The organism is Kribbella sp. NPDC049174 (genome assembly GCF_043197365.1).
Taxonomy (GTDB): domain Bacteria; phylum Actinomycetota; class Actinomycetes; order Propionibacteriales; family Kribbellaceae; genus Kribbella.
The window spans coordinates 119,565-136,119 of record NZ_JBICSZ010000005.1 but is presented as its reverse complement, the minus strand read 5'-3'; the positions used below and the strand labels follow the sequence as shown (position 1 = coordinate 136,119).

General features: G+C 67.4%; 19 protein-coding genes and 1 tRNA gene. 13 read left to right on the top strand and 7 right to left on the bottom strand.

Translation table 11 applies throughout. The annotated features are described in order from the left end of the window. Nucleotides 1-163 precede the first annotated feature (163 nt). The 3 genes from ACGFIF_RS25655 to ACGFIF_RS25645 all read right to left on the bottom strand — a co-directional run bounded on the left by ACGFIF_RS25655 (nt 164) and on the right by ACGFIF_RS25645 (nt 3,579). Complete coding sequence (locus ACGFIF_RS25655; RefSeq protein ID WP_393157869.1) at nt 164-934, bottom strand: hypothetical protein; 771 nt, start codon at nt 932-934, stop codon at nt 164-166. A 983-nt stretch (nt 935-1,917) separates the two neighbouring features. Next, nucleotides 1,918-2,994 carry a redox-regulated ATPase YchF gene (gene ychF / locus ACGFIF_RS25650; RefSeq protein WP_393157868.1) on the bottom strand — a complete coding sequence of 359 codons (1,077 nt, stop codon included), beginning with the start codon at nt 2,992-2,994 and terminating at the stop codon, nt 1,918-1,920. Nucleotides 2,995-3,048: 54 nt separating this feature from the next. Continuing rightward, entirely contained in the window at nt 3,049-3,579 is a 531-nt protein-coding gene (locus tag ACGFIF_RS25645; RefSeq protein WP_393157867.1) for a GNAT family N-acetyltransferase, read from the bottom strand. Nucleotides 3,580-3,694: 115 nt separating this feature from the next. On the opposite strand from ACGFIF_RS25645, the gene ACGFIF_RS25640 reads away from it, so the two are divergent. The 9 genes from ACGFIF_RS25640 to ACGFIF_RS25600 all read left to right on the top strand — a co-directional run bounded on the left by ACGFIF_RS25640 (nt 3,695) and on the right by ACGFIF_RS25600 (nt 11,745). Next, on the top strand, nt 3,695-4,552 hold the full coding sequence (locus ACGFIF_RS25640) for a DUF817 domain-containing protein (protein WP_393157865.1): 858 nt from the start codon (nt 3,695-3,697) through the stop codon (nt 4,550-4,552). 104 nt (nt 4,553-4,656) lie between these two features. Beyond that, nucleotides 4,657-5,436, top strand: coding sequence for a polysaccharide deacetylase family protein (locus ACGFIF_RS25635; RefSeq protein ID WP_393157864.1), 780 nt, complete (start codon nt 4,657-4,659; stop codon nt 5,434-5,436). 122 nt (nt 5,437-5,558) lie between these two features. Next, nucleotides 5,559-6,728 (top strand): DNA recombination protein RmuC, encoded by a 1,170-nt coding sequence (locus ACGFIF_RS25630; RefSeq protein ID WP_393157862.1) that lies wholly within the window; start codon nt 5,559-5,561, stop codon nt 6,726-6,728. Nucleotides 6,729-6,957: 229 nt separating this feature from the next. Then, nucleotides 6,958-8,148 (top strand): glycoside hydrolase family 64 protein, encoded by a 1,191-nt coding sequence (locus ACGFIF_RS25625; protein WP_393157860.1) that lies wholly within the window; start codon nt 6,958-6,960, stop codon nt 8,146-8,148. 124 nt (nt 8,149-8,272) lie between these two features. Further along, nucleotides 8,273-8,614, top strand: coding sequence for an ArsR/SmtB family transcription factor (locus tag ACGFIF_RS25620; protein ID WP_393157859.1), 342 nt, complete (start codon nt 8,273-8,275; stop codon nt 8,612-8,614). Between the two features lie 18 nt (nt 8,615-8,632). Further along, the gene (locus ACGFIF_RS25615; RefSeq protein WP_393157858.1) at nt 8,633-9,082 is read left to right on the top strand and encodes an SRPBCC domain-containing protein; all 450 of its coding nucleotides are present in this window, start codon (nt 8,633-8,635) and stop codon (nt 9,080-9,082) included. A 143-nt stretch (nt 9,083-9,225) separates the two neighbouring features. Next, on the top strand, nt 9,226-10,275 hold the full coding sequence (locus ACGFIF_RS25610) for an SRPBCC family protein (RefSeq protein WP_393157857.1): 1,050 nt from the start codon (nt 9,226-9,228) through the stop codon (nt 10,273-10,275). 151 nt (nt 10,276-10,426) lie between these two features. Then, the gene (locus ACGFIF_RS25605) at nt 10,427-10,945 is read left to right on the top strand and encodes a SigE family RNA polymerase sigma factor (protein ID WP_360475534.1); all 519 of its coding nucleotides are present in this window, start codon (nt 10,427-10,429) and stop codon (nt 10,943-10,945) included. 2 nt (nt 10,946-10,947) lie between these two features. Then, on the top strand, nt 10,948-11,745 hold the full coding sequence (locus tag ACGFIF_RS25600; RefSeq protein ID WP_393157855.1) for a hypothetical protein: 798 nt from the start codon (nt 10,948-10,950) through the stop codon (nt 11,743-11,745). Here the strand turns inward: ACGFIF_RS25600 and ACGFIF_RS25595 are convergent. The 3 genes from ACGFIF_RS25595 to ACGFIF_RS25585 all read right to left on the bottom strand — a co-directional run bounded on the left by ACGFIF_RS25595 (nt 11,738) and on the right by ACGFIF_RS25585 (nt 13,269). After that, nucleotides 11,738-12,769, bottom strand: a complete 1,032-nt coding sequence (locus tag ACGFIF_RS25595) for a 4-hydroxy-3-methylbut-2-enyl diphosphate reductase (protein ID WP_393157853.1) — start codon at nt 12,767-12,769, stop codon at nt 11,738-11,740. The genes ACGFIF_RS25600 and ACGFIF_RS25595 overlap by 8 nt on opposite strands. 71 nt (nt 12,770-12,840) lie before the next feature. After that, nucleotides 12,841-12,913, bottom strand: a tRNA-Met gene (locus tag ACGFIF_RS25590). Nucleotides 12,914-12,990: 77 nt separating this feature from the next. Next, nucleotides 12,991-13,269: a hypothetical protein gene (locus ACGFIF_RS25585; protein ID WP_393157851.1), complete on the bottom strand. Its 279-nt coding sequence runs from the start codon at nt 13,267-13,269 to the stop codon at nt 12,991-12,993. Between the two features lie 161 nt (nt 13,270-13,430). On the opposite strand from ACGFIF_RS25585, the gene ACGFIF_RS25580 reads away from it, so the two are divergent. From ACGFIF_RS25580 to ACGFIF_RS25565, 4 genes are read left to right on the top strand one after another with little or no spacing between them, the layout of a single operon-like run. Beyond that, nucleotides 13,431-13,988: a TetR/AcrR family transcriptional regulator gene (locus ACGFIF_RS25580; RefSeq protein ID WP_393157850.1), complete on the top strand. Its 558-nt coding sequence runs from the start codon at nt 13,431-13,433 to the stop codon at nt 13,986-13,988. 9 nt (nt 13,989-13,997) lie between these two features. Continuing rightward, the gene (gene xseA, locus ACGFIF_RS25575; RefSeq protein ID WP_393157849.1) at nt 13,998-15,218 is read left to right on the top strand and encodes an exodeoxyribonuclease VII large subunit; all 1,221 of its coding nucleotides are present in this window, start codon (nt 13,998-14,000) and stop codon (nt 15,216-15,218) included. Next, entirely contained in the window at nt 15,215-15,430 is a 216-nt protein-coding gene (locus tag ACGFIF_RS25570) for an exodeoxyribonuclease VII small subunit (protein WP_393157847.1), read from the top strand. The genes xseA and ACGFIF_RS25570 overlap by 4 nt, the downstream gene beginning before the upstream one ends. A 3-nt stretch (nt 15,431-15,433) precedes the next feature. Beyond that, the gene (locus ACGFIF_RS25565; RefSeq protein ID WP_393157846.1) at nt 15,434-15,931 is read left to right on the top strand and encodes a GNAT family N-acetyltransferase; all 498 of its coding nucleotides are present in this window, start codon (nt 15,434-15,436) and stop codon (nt 15,929-15,931) included. On the opposite strand, the gene ACGFIF_RS25560 is transcribed toward ACGFIF_RS25565, so the two are convergent. After that, nucleotides 15,909-16,535, bottom strand: coding sequence for a TetR/AcrR family transcriptional regulator (locus ACGFIF_RS25560; RefSeq protein ID WP_393157844.1), 627 nt, complete (start codon nt 16,533-16,535; stop codon nt 15,909-15,911). The genes ACGFIF_RS25565 and ACGFIF_RS25560 overlap by 23 nt on opposite strands. Nucleotides 16,536-16,555: the final 20 nt, after the last annotated feature.

The window sequence follows — 16,555 nt, the reverse complement described above, 5'->3', positions numbered from 1 at the left end:
GCAACGGCAGGGTCCCAGCATCGACCTCGTCCGCGTCCGGGGCGTCCTGGATCCTGGATACGCCTTGCTCGAAAGCGTCCGGATGCCGCTCCGCCAGCACCCTTGCGCAGTCGACGAACAGAGCAGGCTCATGCTGGCCCTCGGCACCGCCGCTGTTGCCGGATCAGCCGTCTCCGGCCTCGAAGTCTGTGATGATGCGAACTTCCAGCCCCATGGATTTGGCGATTCGGTCCAAGAACTTTGTCGACGTGACAAACCACTCAGATCCACCGCGTCGCGTCCTGTTTCCGGCGTGGTCGGCGTCTCTCAGCCAGGCATGGAAGTCCTTTTCAGCCTGACCGGACTCCGCCACAGGATAGATGCGCAGCAGTATCGGATCCTCGGGCAGCGCCGTCAGCCTGCCTTGTGAGCCTGCTCGGTAATGCGCATCCGTCGCTGAATGACCAACCTTGAGCAAAGTGCGGCCAGAGTCGGGGTCGAATGGATACCGCAGATAGTGCGGGAGTGTGTAGACATAGATTCCGGGTTGCCCTGCTGCCTCGGCCGACCTTGTCTGCTCGATCGCAGCGTCTACTTCCTGCGATTGAGCAGCCGGATCCTCGGCTCTCGACATGAGCCGGGATTCAAGGTCCGCCAGTTCAGCCCGCAAGTCGACGCTGAGGTCGGCCTTCTTGAGCCAGCTCCGTACTCGCCGGGCGGCCTGGATACTCAGCGTCGGACTCGTCGGCACATCGTCGTCGCGCAAAGCGCGAATCAGGCTCCGGTAATTCGAGACGAATCCCGCACCGGATGTACCTTCACGCACGGCCATCTCCTGCGCCGAAAGGCCTTCTTCGTCATAGCGCCAGACCCGACCGAGGACGGTGGCATCCTCGGCGAGGATCCGCTCCACCTCGGCCCGCCGGTTGTAGCCCTCAGACGACTCCTCCGTCACCTGCTGCTCCTATCGACCGGTCGCCAATCTGATGAGCACATGCGCGTCATCCTGCCCTATCCGCCGCTACCGGGTGAAGGACGCGACACGCAGACAGACACCACCGCTCGGTCAACCGTTGACCGATGATTGGCCGATGCGCTCCATGCCCGAGAAGACGCTGGAACACTGGCTGAGCATGCATCTAGCCAGAAAGTTCCCTACCGCGAGACTGTGGTGGCCCGCAGCCGGCGAGGACATCTCGGTCGAAGGAGTTCCAGGTGGCCCCGGGAAATCAGTCCTCCTGGAAGTCAAAACCACCGAATGGGACGGCGTTCAAAGTCAGCACCGCCTGACTCTCGACGTCAACCAACTGCTGGCCTATCAGACGTCGCTCATCCCCGTGTACTACGTACTCCCGATTCCGCCGTGGTCGGGCTTGCTCGATCCAGGTAATCCCTGGCTCGGAAGTCGCAGTCGAACTGAGTTACTGCTGCCGGGAAGGCGCTGGTTCGGTGATTGGACGTTCGTTGTCAGCGCCAAGGACCTGTGGCACCACCTCGGCCCGCCGAAGAGTCGACGTGCTCAGAAGACTGCATTGCTCTTCACCCACGCCGCAGGGAGCAGCGATCTCAAGATCTTGGTCCCATCCCTCACGCGCTCGTGGACGTGGGATGGGTTCTGGACTCGCCTCGGCTCGTGTGGCTCACCCGATATGCCCTCGCTCATAGCGGCACCAGGCGGATCTGCCTTGGGTGTGCAGGCGTCCAGGCAGCGCCTGATCGAAAGCTTCCCGACCCAGGACGAAGGACCCTCGTCAAGCGACCGGAGCGTCGGCAACCAACCAACCTCGGACCTCTATGGCCCCGCGGGCGACAATGACGTTTACGGCCGACTCAGCGAGGCCGCGTTGAAGGATTCGTTAGTGACATTGAGCAGACATCACCGGAGCACCGCAGTCGTACATCTCGCACCGCCGGATCTCACCCTACCGCGCAGAACCCTCAGACGTTGAAGCGGAATTCGACGACGTCGCCGTCTTGCATGGTGTAGTCCTTGCCTTCCATGCGGACCTTGCCGGCGGAGCGGGCGGCGTTCATGGAGCCGGCGTCGATCAGGTCGTCGTACGAGACGATCTCGGCCTTGATGAAGCCGCGCTGGAAGTCGGTGTGGATGACACCGGCCGCCTCGGGGGCGGTGGCGCCGCGCTTGATGGTCCAGGCGCGGGCTTCCTTCGGACCGGCGGTGAGGTAGGTCTGCAGGCCGAGGGTCTCGAAACCGACCCGGGCCAGCACGTCCAGGCCCGGCTCGTCGATCCCCATCTCGGCGAGCATCTCGCGGGCCTCGGCCTCGTCGTCCAGCTCGACCAGCTCCGCCTCGAACTTCGCGTCCAGGAAGATCGCCTCGGCCGGCGCGACCAGGTCCCGCATCTGCTGCTTCAGCGGCTCGTCGGACAGCTCGTCGGCGTCGCAGTTGAAGACGAACAGGTACGGCTTGGCCGTCATCAGCATCAGTTCGCGGATCGCGTCGCGGTCCACGTCGGTGGCGATGATCGGCGTCCCGGCCTCGAGGTGCTTCTGCGCGGCCCGGACCGCCTCGAGCACGACCGCGCTCTCCTTCTTCAGCCGGGCTTCCTTCTCCAGCCGCGGGATCGCCTTCTCGACGGTCTGCAGGTCGGCCAGGATCAGCTCGGTCTGGATGGTGGAGATGTCGTCGGCCGGCGAGACCTTGCCGTCGACGTGGGTGACGTCGTCGTCGCGGAAGACCCGGGTGACCTGGCAGATCGCGTCCGACTCGCGGATGTGGCTTAGGAACTTGTTGCCCAGGCCCTCACCCTCCGACGCGCCGCGGACGATCCCGGCGATGTCGACGAACTGCACGGTGGCGGGGATCACCTTGGCGGAGCTGAACACCTCGGCCAACTTGCCCAGCCGCGCATCCGGTACGCCGACCACGCCGACGTTCGGCTCGATGGTCGCGAACGGGTAGTTCGCGGCGAGCACGTTGTTCTTGGTCAGCGCGTTGAACAGAGTGGACTTGCCCGCGTTGGGGAGCCCGACGATTCCAATGGTGAGTGCCACGGGCGTCAAGGGTACGCGGCCAACCCCGCCGTACCCCAATCCGCGGTACGCCGGTCAGATCAGGTACGCCTCCAGCTCCGCGTCGTACCAGCGGCTGGTCCGGCCCAGCGGACGCATCCCCAGGCGTCGGCAGACCGCCAGTGAGGCTGCGTTGTCCGGGCGGACTACCGCGTAGATCTGCTCCAGACCGCCCTTGAAACCGTGCGCGATCGCGCCGCGAGCCGCCTCCGTCGCGAGGCCGCGGCCCCAGGCGTCGGGGTGGAAGTGCCAGCCCACCTCGACCTCGCCCTTGCTCTCGGTCCCGTCGGACGGGTCGGGCAGCGGGACGAGCAGGACCGTCCCGGCCACCACGGCCGTCGACCGCTCCTCCACCGCCCAGACGCCGTGCAGCGGGTCCTGGTTGCGCTCGTTCCAGCGCTCGATCGTCCGGGCCGCGGCGTCCCGGGCCGTCATCACGCGAGGCACGGCGCCGAGCCAGCGCGAGACTTCCCACCGCCGGTAGATGTCGAACACGCGGTCCTCGTCGGTGTCCACCCAGTCGCGCACCACGAGCCGTTCTGTCTCGTAGACCACCTTCGGATCCATCCCGGCACCTCCCCATCGCTTGCCGTTGATGTATCCGTCCGAACCAGCCGAGGGCAAGCGACGTCTCCAGTCTGTGACCAGTTGGAGAGTTCGCACCGCCCTTCGAACACGCTTCGTGACCGGTTGCCTGCAATTCCTGCGGTTCGGGTGGCTCGAGGCGATCTCCTGCCTGTTCCCGGTCTGCCTGTTCGCCGGCCTCGCCGTCTCCAAGTACGTCGACCTGCCGATCCCCCGGTACGACGCGCTGCTCGTGTACTGCCTGGGTCTGACGCTGCTGTTCTGGCTGGTCCGGTTGGAGACCTGGCGGGAGGTCGCGGTGATCTTCGGGTTCCACCTGGTCGGGCTCGGGCTGGAGCTGTTCAAGGTGCAGGTCGGGTCCTGGCAGTACCCGGGTGAGGCCTACACGAAGATCGGCGGGGTGCCGCTGTTCGCCGGCTTCATGTACGCCGCCGTCGGCAGCTACATCTGTCAGGCGTGGCGGCGGTTCGACCTGCGGGTGAGCGGGTATCGACCGGTGCTGACGACCGCCCTCGCGGTGCTGATCTACGCGAACTTCTTCACTCATCATTGGATCGTTGACCTCCGGATTCCGATCGCGATCGGGTTGCTCGTCGTACTGCGTCGTACCTGGGTCTTCTATTCGGTCGGCGAACGGCGGTACCGGATGCCGCTCGCGGTGTCGTTCGGACTGATCGGGTTCTTCCTGTGGGTCGCGGAGAACTTCGGCACGTTCCTGGACGCGTGGAACTACCCGGACCAGGTGGACGTCTGGCGGCTCGTGCATCCGGCGAAATTCGGCGCGTGGGCGCTGCTGGTGAGCATGAGCTTCGTCCTCGTCGCGAGTGTGAAGTCGCTGGAGGGCAGGCTCTACCACCGCGGTGCACCGGCCACCGTCGCGACGCCGCGGGCGACCGACATCACGACAGCTGAGATCGCACCGCAACACGAGAACGCCAACCAGACCAGGCGATGACGCGTCTCCTCTGATGTCCGGCACAGCAACGTGAGGGCTGAGCTGTGAGGGCTCCTGAGGGGGAGCGACCGGGGTACATCCGCCTGATCTGCAGAGGGAGCATCATGTCCCGTCGGTTCGCCGCGTTCGTCGCGACCGGTACGGCGCTGGCCGTGCTCGTCATCGGTTCGTTGATCGCCATCGCGCTGGGGAGGTCGCACCCGCCCAAGCCCGCTGTCGCGTCCACGTCCACGTCGGCGACGCCGTCCGTGACACCGACGCAGACACCGACACAGACACCCAACGTCAACGCGCCGACCTCACCGCACCGCCCGGTGCCGAATCCGACCGCCGCGCTTGCCGCAGGCAACAAGAAGGTGCTGTTCCTCAGCTTCGACGACGGTCCGGACCCGGTCTGGACCCCGAAGATCCTGCAGGTCCTGGCCAAGCACGGAGCACACGCGACGTTCTTCGAGCTGGGCAGCATGCAGGCTGCCCACCCCGGTCTGCGTGACCAGGTGCTTGCCGCTGGCAACACGATCGGCAGCCACTCGATCACCCATCCGCAGCTGACCGCGGTGTCCGCCGCCAAGCGGCACCACGAGATCTTCGACGGACCCCAGTCGACCTGTTTCCGGCCGCCGTACGGCGCCACGAACCCGAAGGTCCGCGCCGACATCAAGGCGGCCGGCATGGTGCAGGTCCTCTGGGACGTCGATCCGCGCGACTGGGCCCGGCCCGGCACGCAGGCGATCGTTCACAACATCCTGACCCACGCCCACCGGCACAACATCATCCTGCTGCACGACGGCGGCGGGGATCGCTCGCAGACGGTGGCCGCTCTGGACAAGGTGCTCCCCCTTCTGAAGGCGCAGGGCTACTCGTTCCCCGCGATGGACTGCTGACGTCGAGTCTTCATCGCACGGACGGAACAGACACGGCACTCCTCGAGCACTTTTCCGGCATTCTTCCGGACTCCGCGGCGAATCAGCAGAAACTGTCGGCGGCGTTCGGCACTATCTGTCACATGACCGGTACGACGGTGTTGTTGCTGCTGCTGTTCCTCGTGGTGGGGTTGCTCCTCGGGGCGGTGTTCGGCGTGCTCTACGTGCGCGGAAGGGACGGCGCCCAGCTCGCCCGGGTGACGGCTGAGCGGGACGCGGCCGAGGATCGGGTCGTCGAGTTGACGCAGGAGCGGACTGCCGTCGGGCAACAGATGTCGGGTCAAGCGGTGGTGAAGGAGGCGCTGGATCGCCTGCACGCGCAGCTGAACCAGTTGGAGCAGGGACGCGCGGCGTGGCAGAGCCAGCTTCATCAACAGGTCAACGAAGTGCGGATGAGCGGCGAGGCGTTGCGGCGGGAGACGGCTTCGTTGTCGACCGCCTTGCGGAAGCCGCAGGTGCGCGGGCGCTGGGGTGAGCTGCATCTGCGCCGTACCGTCGAGCTGGCCGGCATGGTCGCGCACTGCGACTTCACCGAGCAGACGACGACCGTGGGCGAGGACGGCCTGCTGCGACCGGACCTGGTGGTGAGGCTTGCCGAGGGCAAGAATCTGGTCGTCGACTCGAAGGTCCCGCTGTCCGCGTTCCTGGAAGCGGCCGAGTCGGACGACGCCGACTTCCGTGAGGAGAGGTTGAGGGCACACGCGCGGCACCTGCGGACCCACGTGGATCAGCTGGCGGCGAAGGCCTACTGGACCCGGCTGTCGCCGTCACCGGAGTTCGTCATCCTGTTCGTCCCCGGGGAGTCGTTCCTCTCGGCGGCGCTCGACGTCGAGCCGTCCTTGCTCGAGTACGCCGCCGAACGCCGAGTGATCCTGGCGACGCCGACGACGCTCATCGCCACCCTGCGCGCGGCGGCGTACGCCTGGAACCAGTCCGCCCTGACCGAGTCCGCGCAGCAGGTGTTCGAGCTGGGTCGCGAACTGTACGAACGCCTCAGCACCATGGGCGACCACCTGAACCGGGTCGGCCGTTCGCTGACCTCCGCCGTCGAGGCGTACAACGGCACGGTCGGGTCGTTCGAGCGCCGGGTGTTCATCAGCGCCCGCAAACTCCGCGACCTTCACGTCACCGAGGCGGAGCTGACCGCGATGGAATCCATCGAAGCCTCCGTCCGACCGCTCACCGCCCCGGAATTCCTGGCCCTGGAAGATCCCGAACCAACCCGGAAGTGGCCGCCGCCCCAGGTCGGCTGACCCGCCGCTCTCTCCCTCCCCTGTCGGAAAGCCGACAGGGGAGAGGTGTTGACAGGGGTTGGCTGGGTCGCGAACGATGAGAGCGCTCTCACCTGGTCGTTCGATGATCCACCGTCCCTCGTCGTTCGGACCTGAGCGCCGGTTCGCGGGGCTGGTGCGCCCTGGTAACGCAGTGGCTCGGCCGTGCCGGCGCCTCGCCTTCTCGTCTGGGACAACCTGAGGAGGAACTGTGCGCATCAAGCATCAGCTGCTGGCGATCGCCGTGGCCGCGGCGAGTATCGCCGGCGTTCTGACCGCAACCAACGACAGTCCGGCAGCAGCCGTCCCCGCGACCATTCCGCTGCAGATCACCAACAACTCGGGCCGCGCGGACCCGGTGTACGTCTACAACCTGGGGACCAACCTGGCCACCGGGCAGCAGGGCTGGGCCGATGCCGCGGGCAACTTTCACGCGTGGCCGGCCGGGGGCAATCCGCCGACGCCCGCGCCGGACGCGTCGATAGCCGGCCCGGCCAACGGGCAGTCGCTCACCATCCGGATGCCGAAGTTCTCCGGCCGGGTGTACTTCTCGTACGGCCAGAAGCTCGTCTTCAAGCTCACCACCGGTGGCCTGGTGCAACCCGCCGTACAGAATCCGAGCGATCCGAACCGCAACATCCTGTTCAACTGGTCCGAGTACACGCTCAACGACGCGGGGCTGTGGATCAACAGCACCCAGGTCGACATGTTCTCGGCGCCGTACGCCGTCGGGGTGCAACGCGCCGACGGGTCAACCAAGACCACTGGTCACCTGAAGCCAGGCGGGTACAACGGCTTCTTCGACGCACTCCGCGGACAACCCGGCGGCTGGGCAAACCTGATGCAGACCGCGCCGAACGGGTCCGTACTGCGTGCACTCTCACCCCTGTACGGCGTTGAGACCGGCGCACTACCTGCGAGCGCGATGGACGACTACGTGAACCGGGTCTGGGCGAAGTACAGCTCGGAGACGCTGACGGTCACACCGTTCGGGGACCAACCGAGTATCAAGTACTTCGGTCGCGTCTCCGGCAACGTCATGAACTTCACCAACAGCTCGGGCGCGATCGTCACCTCGTTCCAGAAGCCTGACTCGGCCAGCATCTTCGGCTGCTTCAAGTTGCTCGACGCACCGAACGACCAGGTCCGCGGCCCGATCTCGCGCACGCTCTGCGCCGGCTACAACCGCTCCACGCTGCTGGTGAACCCGAACCAGCCCGACCCCAACAACGCCGGCTTCTACCTCGACAACGTCACCAACCACTACGCCCGCAAGATCCACGCCCAGATGGCCGACGGCAAGGCCTACGCGTTCGCCTTCGACGACGTCGGCGCCCACGAGTCGCTCGTCCACGACGGCAACCCCCGGCGGGCGTACCTGACCCTCGACCCGTTCAACTGACCCAGTCCGGGCCGGTCCACCGCACCCGCAGCCGCATCGAGCCGCGGGTGCGGTGGACTGCTGCATGGGCCCGGAAGTCGCCGAGGTCTTGACGTGCGCTTTGGTTAGTGGCAGCTTACCGTTCGTGGGGACTTACGGATTGCTCGAGGAAGCCGGACCGGTGCTGGATGCACTGGGGGATCCGACCCGGCGGGCGATTCTGGAGACGTTGCGGCGGGGCGGGCCGAGTTCGGTCGGTGGACTGGCCGAGCGGATTCCGGTGAGCCGGCCGGCGATCTCGCAACACCTGAAGGTGCTCGGGGCGGTGGGGTTGGTGGATCACGAGTCACGCGGCACGCGGAACATCTACCGCGTCGACCGCACCGGCCTCGACGAACTGCGGGCCTGGCTGGACCGCTTCTGGGACGACGCTCTGGAGGCGTACGCCGACCACATTCGTCGCACGGAGTCCGGTGGCGAGCAGTAGTTGGGAGGAGGAACGGGGATGAGCGTGGATCAAGGGTTGGCGCCGTTGGTGAAGAAGGTTGTGGTGCCGGTCGGGCCCGAGCGGGCGTTCGAGGTGTTCACAGCGGAGATGTCGGCGTGGTGGCCGTTGGCAACGCATTCGGTCGCCGCGGAGAAGGCGCGCGACGTTCGGCTCGAGGGAGCCGTGGGTGGACGGATCGTTGAGTACGACGACGATGGCGAGGTCGGGTCGTGGGGGACGGTGTCGGACTGGGATCCGCCGAAGTCGGTCAGCTTCACCTGGCATCCGGGGACTGATCCGCAGCAAGCAGGACACGTGACGGTGACGTTCACCGCGGTGGACGCGGGGACCGAGGTCGAGCTGGTCCACACCGGCTGGGAGCGGCGGCCGGACGGTGTGCGAGCCCGCACCGGTTACGACACCGGCTGGGACTTCGTCCTCGGCAAGTACGTGGCGGGCATCCAGTAGCACCACCCTCTGCGACAGGCGCCCTGCGACATGCCGGTTGGTCGACGGCGGGTGGGTTTGCGGCTGATAGTGGGCGAATGGTGAACGCTCCGGTTGATGCTCGTGGGTTGGAGGCCTCGCTGCGGCCGCATGGGGAGTCGGTAATGCTGCCGCAGGAGGCGTACACCGATCCGGCCGTACTCGCGTGGGAGCGGCGGCGCTTCTTCGCCGGGAGCTGGAGCTGCCTCGGCCGGGTGGACGAGTTGACGTCGGGTACGACACACCGCGCGGTGACCGTGGGCGACATCGCGGTGGTCCTGACGTTCGGGGATCGGCCGCGGGCGTTCGCCAACACCTGCCGGCACCGCGGGCACGAGCTGCTGCAGTGTGACGAGGCGAGCGACCTGCGGTCCGTGGTCTGCCCGTACCACGGGTGGTCGTACGAGCTCGATGGTTCGGTCAAGGCCGCGCCGCGAATGGGTGACGCGTTCGACCCCACGCCGTACAAGCTGGTCGAGCTGCCGGCCGAGGTGTGGCACGGGTGGCTGTTCGTGAACGCCACCGGTACGGCGGGACCGTTCGCCGAGCACCTTGGCGGGATCACCGAACTGGTCGCGCCGTACCAGCCGGAGACCCTCGTGCTGAAGGCGAGGCATCAGTACGACGTCGCGTCGAACTGGAAGACGGTCGTCGAGAACTACCACGAGTGCTACCACTGCCCACTGATCCATCCCGAACTGTGCAAGGTGTCGTCGCCGACCTCGGGTGACAACTGGAACCTGCCGGGCGCCTGGGTCGGCGGACTGATGGACCTGCGGCCGGGTGCCGAGACGATGTCGCTCGACGGGCGGTCGAACGGGGTGCCGTTGCCGGGCGTAGATCCGCGGCGGGTGAACTACCTCGGGCTGTTCCCGAACCTGCTGATCTCGCTCCACCCGGACTACGTGATGACGCACCGCCTGGAGCCGCGCTCGCCAGGCGTGACGGCGATCGAGTGCTCGTGGTACTTCCCGGCCGAGGTGCAGGATCCGTCGTACGCCGTGGAGTTCTGGGACGTGACCAACCGCGAGGACTGGGCGGCGTGCGAGTCGGTGCAGCGTGGAGCGGAGTCGCCGCACTTCCGACCCGGGCCGTTGGCTCCCGCGGAGGACGCGGTCTACCAGTGGGTGACGATGATCGCGCGCGGATATCTGGGCAAGCCGCTCAGCACCTGAGCTCACCCCATCCAGAGCGTCACTCGCCCTGCCCGGAGCCGCCGCCGGCCGGCGGAAAGATTACAGTTCAGCGCCGGCAGATCGGGTCTCAACCTTTTGCTCTCGTCCGGTCATCACAAGTCTGACCGAGATGGATGAGATGGGGGTTGGGATGGATCCAGGACGCGACCACGAGTTCGCCGAGTTCGTGGACGGGCGGTTCACCGCACTGCAACGGTTCGGCTATCTGCTGACCGGGGAATGGCATCTGGCCGAGGATCTGGTACAGACCTCGCTGACCAAGGTGTGGTTCCACCGGAACTCGTTGCGCAGCGGCAACGCGCTGGAGAGTTACACCCGGACGGTGATGGTGAACACCAGCACCCAGTGGTGGCGGCGGAAATGGCGGGGCGAGACCCCGACCGAGCAACTGCCCGAGCCGCACGCCCGGGAGCAGTACGGCACCGTGGACGACCGCGACTTGTTGCTGCGGGCACTCGCCACACTCCCCCGCCGGACCCGCGCAACGCTGGTCCTGCGGTACTTCGAGGACCTGCCGGAGGCCGAGATCGCCCAGATCATGAACTGCTCGATCGGCACCGTGAAGTCGAACGTCTCCCGCGGGCTGGCCAAGCTCCGCGAACACGAACTGATCACCGCAATCCCCGCCACGGTCCAGAAGGAGGGCTGACCATGACTGACGATCTCAAGCACCAGTTCGAGCAACTCGTCGCCGATCCGCCGCCACCGAGCGGGGTCCCGAGTGAGGCCGTGTTCGCCCGGGTTCGTTCGGTACGGCGTCGTCGTACCGCCGGCGTGGCGACGCTGGCCGCGGCCGCGGTGGTCGCCGTCGCCGTTGCTGCCGGCAACCTCACCGACATCAACAGCAGCCCGCCGGTGACCGGCACCCCCGGCGCACCGACCACGGTCGTCACCGGGCCGCCAACGGCGAGCCCGACCGCGCGGACAGCGCAGACATCGCCGGCAATCCCGACGAAGACGCCGGACGGCACCAGGACCGGCAGTACCCCGGGAGCGCGCATCACACCGGGATCGACGCCCGGGAAGACCGGGACGACGACCGGGGCCGGAGCAACGACCACCCCGCCCGCCCAGCCACCGGTCGATGTCAATGTCACGCTGAAGCCGACCATCAGCGGCCGGACCGTGACGATGAAGGTGACGGTCTCGGGCACCGTGCTCAGGCCGACGACCCCGGAGGGCCAGGACCTGCCCGCCGACACGTCGTTCCTCAACCTGTCCGGCGGTACGAACTACACGTGGGGCGACGGCAAGGATCCGGGCGGTTCGGACGGTGGTGCGGTGACGTGTGAGATGTCGAAGAAGCGGACCACCGGCCGCGAGACCTACTCGATCGATTCACACATCTACACGACGCCGGGTACGTACACCTTCCACTACACGGTGGGGTACTGCGGCACGGACGGACCGTTCGAGACCAGCAAGACCATCAAGCTGGTGATCAAATAGTCCAGGCGTGATCCGAGGTGCCGGTGGTCGGCAGACCGGCCGCCTTGAGGTCACTGCGGAGCTCCCGGGGCAGGGCGAACGTCAGGCTCTCCTCGGCCGTGGTGACCTCTTGGACCTCGGCGTACCCGCGCTCGGCCAGCCAGCGCAGGACGTCGCGGACCAGCACCTCGGGCACACTCGCGCCGCTGCTGACGCCGACCGAGTCGACACCCTTCAGCCAGGCCTCGTCGATCTCAGCGGCGTAGTCGACCAGGTAGCCGGCCTTCGCGCCGTGCTCGAGGGCGACCTCGACCAGGCGCACCGAGTTCGACGAGTTGCGGGAGCCGACCACGATCATCAGGTCGGCCTCCGCCGCGAGCTTCTTGACCGCGGCCTGGCGGTTCTGGGTCGCGTAGCAGATGTCGTCGCTCGGCGGGTCCTGCAGGTTCGGGAACCGCTCGCGCAGCCGGCGGACCGTCTCCATCGTCTCGTCGACGGACAGGGTGGTCTGGGACAGCCAGACCACCTTCTCGGGGTCGCGGACCGTCACGTTCGGTACGTCGCCCGGGCCGTCGACGAGGTGGACGTGGTCCGGCGCTTCGCCGCTGGTCCCGATGACCTCCTCGTGGCCCTCGTGACCGATCAGCAGGATGTCGTAGTCGGTGGCGGCGAACCGCTTGGCCTCGTGGTGCACCTTGGTGACCAGCGGGCAGGTCGCGTCGATCGTCTTCAACTGCCGGGCAGCCGCCTCCTGGTGCACCACCGGGGCGACACCGTGTGCGGAGAAGATCACCGTCTCGCCCTCGGGCACCTCGTCGGTCTCGTCGACGAAGATCGCGCCGCGCGCCTGCAGGGTCTGCACGACGTGCTTGTTGTGCACGATCTCCTTGCGGACGTAGACCGGCGGCCCGTACAGGTCGAGCGCCTTCTCCACCGCCACGACCGCCCGGTCCACGCCGGCGCAGTACCCGCGTGGGGCAGCGAGCAGCACCCGCTTGGTCCGCACGGCGGTCGTCGTACCAGTGTCTTCAGGCTGGGCAGTCACGTCCCCATGGTACGGGCCGCATTCAGAGTCGCCCGAATCGCCTGGGTGTGTGACCAGCATCACCAGACAGGTACCAGGGGCCGGGCTCGAACCGGCGGCCTCACCCTTATGAGGGGTGCGCGCTACCCACTGCGCCACCCTGGTCCGCGGAAGTTGCTGACAGCAACGAGGAGCCGTCCGCCCTGTCCGGACGGCTCCCCCCGGGAGGTGTTTCCAGTGCCTCAATCATGCGGGCGGAACGCCTTGTCCGCAAAGGAATTACGGCCCGCCCAGTTCCGGATCGCCGCGAAGTCCGCGGCGGTGAGCCCGGTCCGTGGATCCAAGACCAGGTCGAACACCTCCGCGAGCGCGTTGAGCTCCACACTGTGCTGCTGATTCAGCAACACCACCCAGGTCTTGTCGCCCTCGACGATCTCGTGCCGCTCGAAACCGGGCGGAATCTCCTGAGCTCGATAGGGATTCAGTGGGCCGTCGAAGTCGAGGAGCAACAGCGGACGCATGCGATCAGGCCTTGCGATAGGTGAATACGGCGATGCCGGTCTTGTAGATCTGGTGGTCGGTCAATGCCAGGCGTCGTACGGCGAAGTGGCCACGCCTCCTCTTGGTAAACCACTCCGAGCAGAGTACTCTGCACGTAGTGGTTTGATCAAGGGAGTTTGGCATGCGAACCAATCCGGAGCGGCGGACGGCGCTGGTGGACGCGGCGATCCAGGTGCTTGCGGCGGACGGCGCCCGCGGGCTGACCTTCCGATCGGTCGACGTCGCGGCCGGCGTACCGAACGGGACGACCTCGAACTACTTCTCCAGTCGTGACGACCTCCTGCTCCAGGCCGGGCTCCGGATTCACGACCGCCTGGACCCCGACCCGGCCGACCTCAATCAGCCGCCGTCCACCGAGTTCCTGACGTCGTTGCTCCACCTGCTGCAGGACAGGCTGACCAAGGACCGCGCCGGGTATCTCGCACTGCTCGAGCTCCGCCTGGAGGCCACCCGGCGACCTGCGCTGCAGGAGGCGCTCGCCCGGCGGGTGCGGGAGAACCTGGAGGAGAACATCCGCCTCCATCGGGAGCACGGGCTTCCAGGAGATCCGTTGCTGCTCTATCTGACCGTCGGTGGCTACATGCTCGAGCAGCTCACGCTGCCCGGCGTACTGCCTGACGGCTTGCTGGAGAAAGTGATCGAGCATGGCGTGCGGGGGTTTGTCGGCGCGGGGTCGTAGGGTCTGGGCGTGGCTTTGGAGACCTCGCCGGATGCGCCTGCAGCCGTTCGCACGATCGCGAACGGTATTGCCAGCTGGATCAACCAGCTCGGCGCGGTCTGGGTCGAGGGACAGCTGACCGACGTGTCGATCGGGCGCGGGACGACGACCGTCTTCGGCACGTTGCGGGACACCGACGCGGACATCTCGTTGCGGTTCACCTGCAACCGGCGGGTGTTCGAGGCGGTGGACCCGCCGGTCACGGACGGTTCGCGCGTGGTGGTGAACGCGAAACCCAACTTCTTCGCCCGTCGCGGCACGCTCGCACTGGCCATCAACGAGATCCGGCACGTCGGGATCGGTGAGCTGCTCGCCCGGATCGAGCGGCTGAAGCAACTCCTTGCCGCTGAAGGGTTGTTCGCGTCGTACCGGAAGAAGTCGTTGCCGTTCCTGCCGCACACGATCGGGCTGATCTGCGGGCGTGACTCCGCGGCGGAGCGCGACGTACTGGAGAACGCGAAGCGTCGCTGGCCGGCGGTGGCCTTCCGGGTCGAGTACGCGTCGGTGCAGGGGCCGGCCGCGGCCGGTGAGGTGATGACCGCACTGCGGAAGCTGGATGCGGACGAGTCGGTCGAGGTGATCGTGATCGCGCGCGGCGGCGGGTCGCTGGAGGATCTGCTGCCGTTCTCGGACGAAGGGCTGATCCGGGCGGTGTCGCTGGCGCGTACGCCGGTGGTCAGCGCGATCGGGCACGAGCCGGACTCCCCCTTGCTCGACCTGGTCGCGGACCTGCGCGCGTCCACACCGACGGATGCGGCGAAGCGGATCGTGCCGGATGTGCGCGAGGAGCTGGACGGCGTGCGGCTGCTGCGGGAGCGCGGTCTGCGAGCGGTCACCGGATGGCTGGAGCGGGAGATGCATGCGCTGGCGGCGATTCGCAGCCGGCCGTCGCTCGCGGCGCCGGTGACGGATCTGCAGCGCCGGTCCGACGAGATCGCGGCGCTGGTCGAGCGAAGCCGGCGGACGCTGACGCACCGGCTGGATCGGGCCAGTGACGACATCACCCACCGATTGGCGAGCGTACGGGCGTTGTCCCCGAAGGCGACGCTGGAGCGGGGGTACTCCGTGCTGCAGTTGGCCGACGGCACCGCCGTACGGGAAGTGGCGCAGGTGGCGGCCGGCGATCTGCTGCAGGCGCGAGTCAGCGACGGCCGATTCGCGGTCGAAGTCAAGTCCGAGGAGAACACGTGAGCGGCGACCGTCCGGAGATTTCCTACGAGCAGGCCCGGGAGGAACTGGTCGAGGTGGTCCGCAAACTCGAAGCCGGCGGCACCACGCTGGAAGAGTCCCTCGCCCTCTGGGAACGCGGCGAAGAACTCGCCTCCACTTGCCAACGCTGGCTCGACGGCGCCCGCGAACGCCTGGCCAAAGCCCAAGCCGCCCACGAGGAAAAGCCCAACTGAACCGTGGAGGTACGGGCCGCCCGCCCCGGGGACCTGCACGGCGCGGCCGCGGCACGCATCGCTAGCTGGCGTGCCGCCTTCACCAGCCTGGTCCCACAAGACTTCCTCGACGCGATGGACCCCGATGCCATCGCCGCATCCTGGTCCGACAGCATCGCCGCCGGACGTTCCCGCCTGTACGTCGCCTCGATCGGGGAACAGATCGCCGGTTACGCAGGTGTCGGCCCGGAGCGTGATCCCGAAGCGCCGGCGCACACTGGCGAGCTGTACGCCCTCTACGTCCACCCGGATCACTGGGGCACGGGCGCCGGACGGGCACTGGCGGATGCCGCCGTAGCGGACCTGGGGGACGCCGGATGTACGGCGGTGTGGCTCTGGGTGCTCGAGGCGAACAGCCGGGCTCGGCGGTTCTACGCGCGGTACGGCTTCACGGAGACGGCCGGGCGGACCCACTCGTCGCTGAACAATCTCCCCGAGATCAGGCTTTCAGTGCGTTTGTAGCCAGGGTGCGGAGGCCTGCCTTGATGCGGGTCAGGCCGAAGCCGTTCTCGCGCAGCGCGTGGTGAAGGTCAGCGGCGAGGGGAGCCAGGAGGACGTGGGCGGTGTAGTCGGCGTCCAGGTCCGGGCGGGCTTCCTCGATCAGGAGCTCGAGGTGGCGGCGCCAGAGGTGGTAGGACCCGATGCGGTAGCGGGCGCCCTCGGACGCGTTCTCGCTGTCCACGAACAACTCGACGTGCCGGTCGAGGAGGTCGAGGTACGCGTCCAGGAACGCCGTGATCCGGTCGGCCGCGGGAGCGCCGGGCCCTAGCGGCGGCGGGCCGGTGAGGACCTTCGCCTGGAGTTCCTGCTCCCGCTCGTCGAGGAGAGCCACCGCCAGGCCGGCGCGGTCGCCGAAGCGGCGGAACACCGTGCCCTTGCCGACACCCGCCGCCGCGGCGATCGCGTCCAGCGAGACGTTCTTCACGCCGTGCTCGGTGAACAGGCGGTCGGCCGCCTCCAGCACCCTCAGCCGGTTCCGCCGTGCGTCCGCGCGTTCCGGGCGCAACTGACCCACGACCGGGAGACCCCGTTGTGAAGCGGACTGCGGTCCGGTATTGTCGTTCATAAGACGGACTGTAGTCCGCT

Excerpts from the sequence above, each read along its gene's own strand:
- ACGFIF_RS25615 (WP_393157858.1), top strand. The coding sequence starts at position 8,633 with ATGAGCGTGGATCAAGGGTTGGCGCCGTTGGTGAAGAAGGTTGTGGTG.
- ACGFIF_RS25580 (WP_393157850.1), top strand. The coding sequence starts at position 13,431 with ATGCGAACCAATCCGGAGCGGCGGACGGCGCTGGTGGACGCGGCGATC.
- ACGFIF_RS25560 (WP_393157844.1), bottom strand. The coding sequence starts at position 16,535 with ATGAACGACAATACCGGACCGCAGTCCGCTTCACAACGGGGTCTCCCG.
- ACGFIF_RS25585 (WP_393157851.1), bottom strand. The coding sequence starts at position 13,269 with ATGCGTCCGCTGTTGCTCCTCGACTTCGACGGCCCACTGAATCCCTAT.
- ACGFIF_RS25610 (WP_393157857.1), top strand. The coding sequence starts at position 9,226 with ATGCTGCCGCAGGAGGCGTACACCGATCCGGCCGTACTCGCGTGGGAG.
- ACGFIF_RS25645 (WP_393157867.1), bottom strand. The coding sequence starts at position 3,579 with ATGGATCCGAAGGTGGTCTACGAGACAGAACGGCTCGTGGTGCGCGAC.
- ACGFIF_RS25600 (WP_393157855.1), top strand. The coding sequence starts at position 10,948 with ATGACTGACGATCTCAAGCACCAGTTCGAGCAACTCGTCGCCGATCCG.
- ACGFIF_RS25605 (WP_360475534.1), top strand. The coding sequence starts at position 10,427 with ATGGATCCAGGACGCGACCACGAGTTCGCCGAGTTCGTGGACGGGCGG.
- ACGFIF_RS25635 (WP_393157864.1), top strand. The coding sequence starts at position 4,657 with ATGTCCCGTCGGTTCGCCGCGTTCGTCGCGACCGGTACGGCGCTGGCC.
- ACGFIF_RS25630 (WP_393157862.1), top strand. The coding sequence starts at position 5,559 with ATGACCGGTACGACGGTGTTGTTGCTGCTGCTGTTCCTCGTGGTGGGG.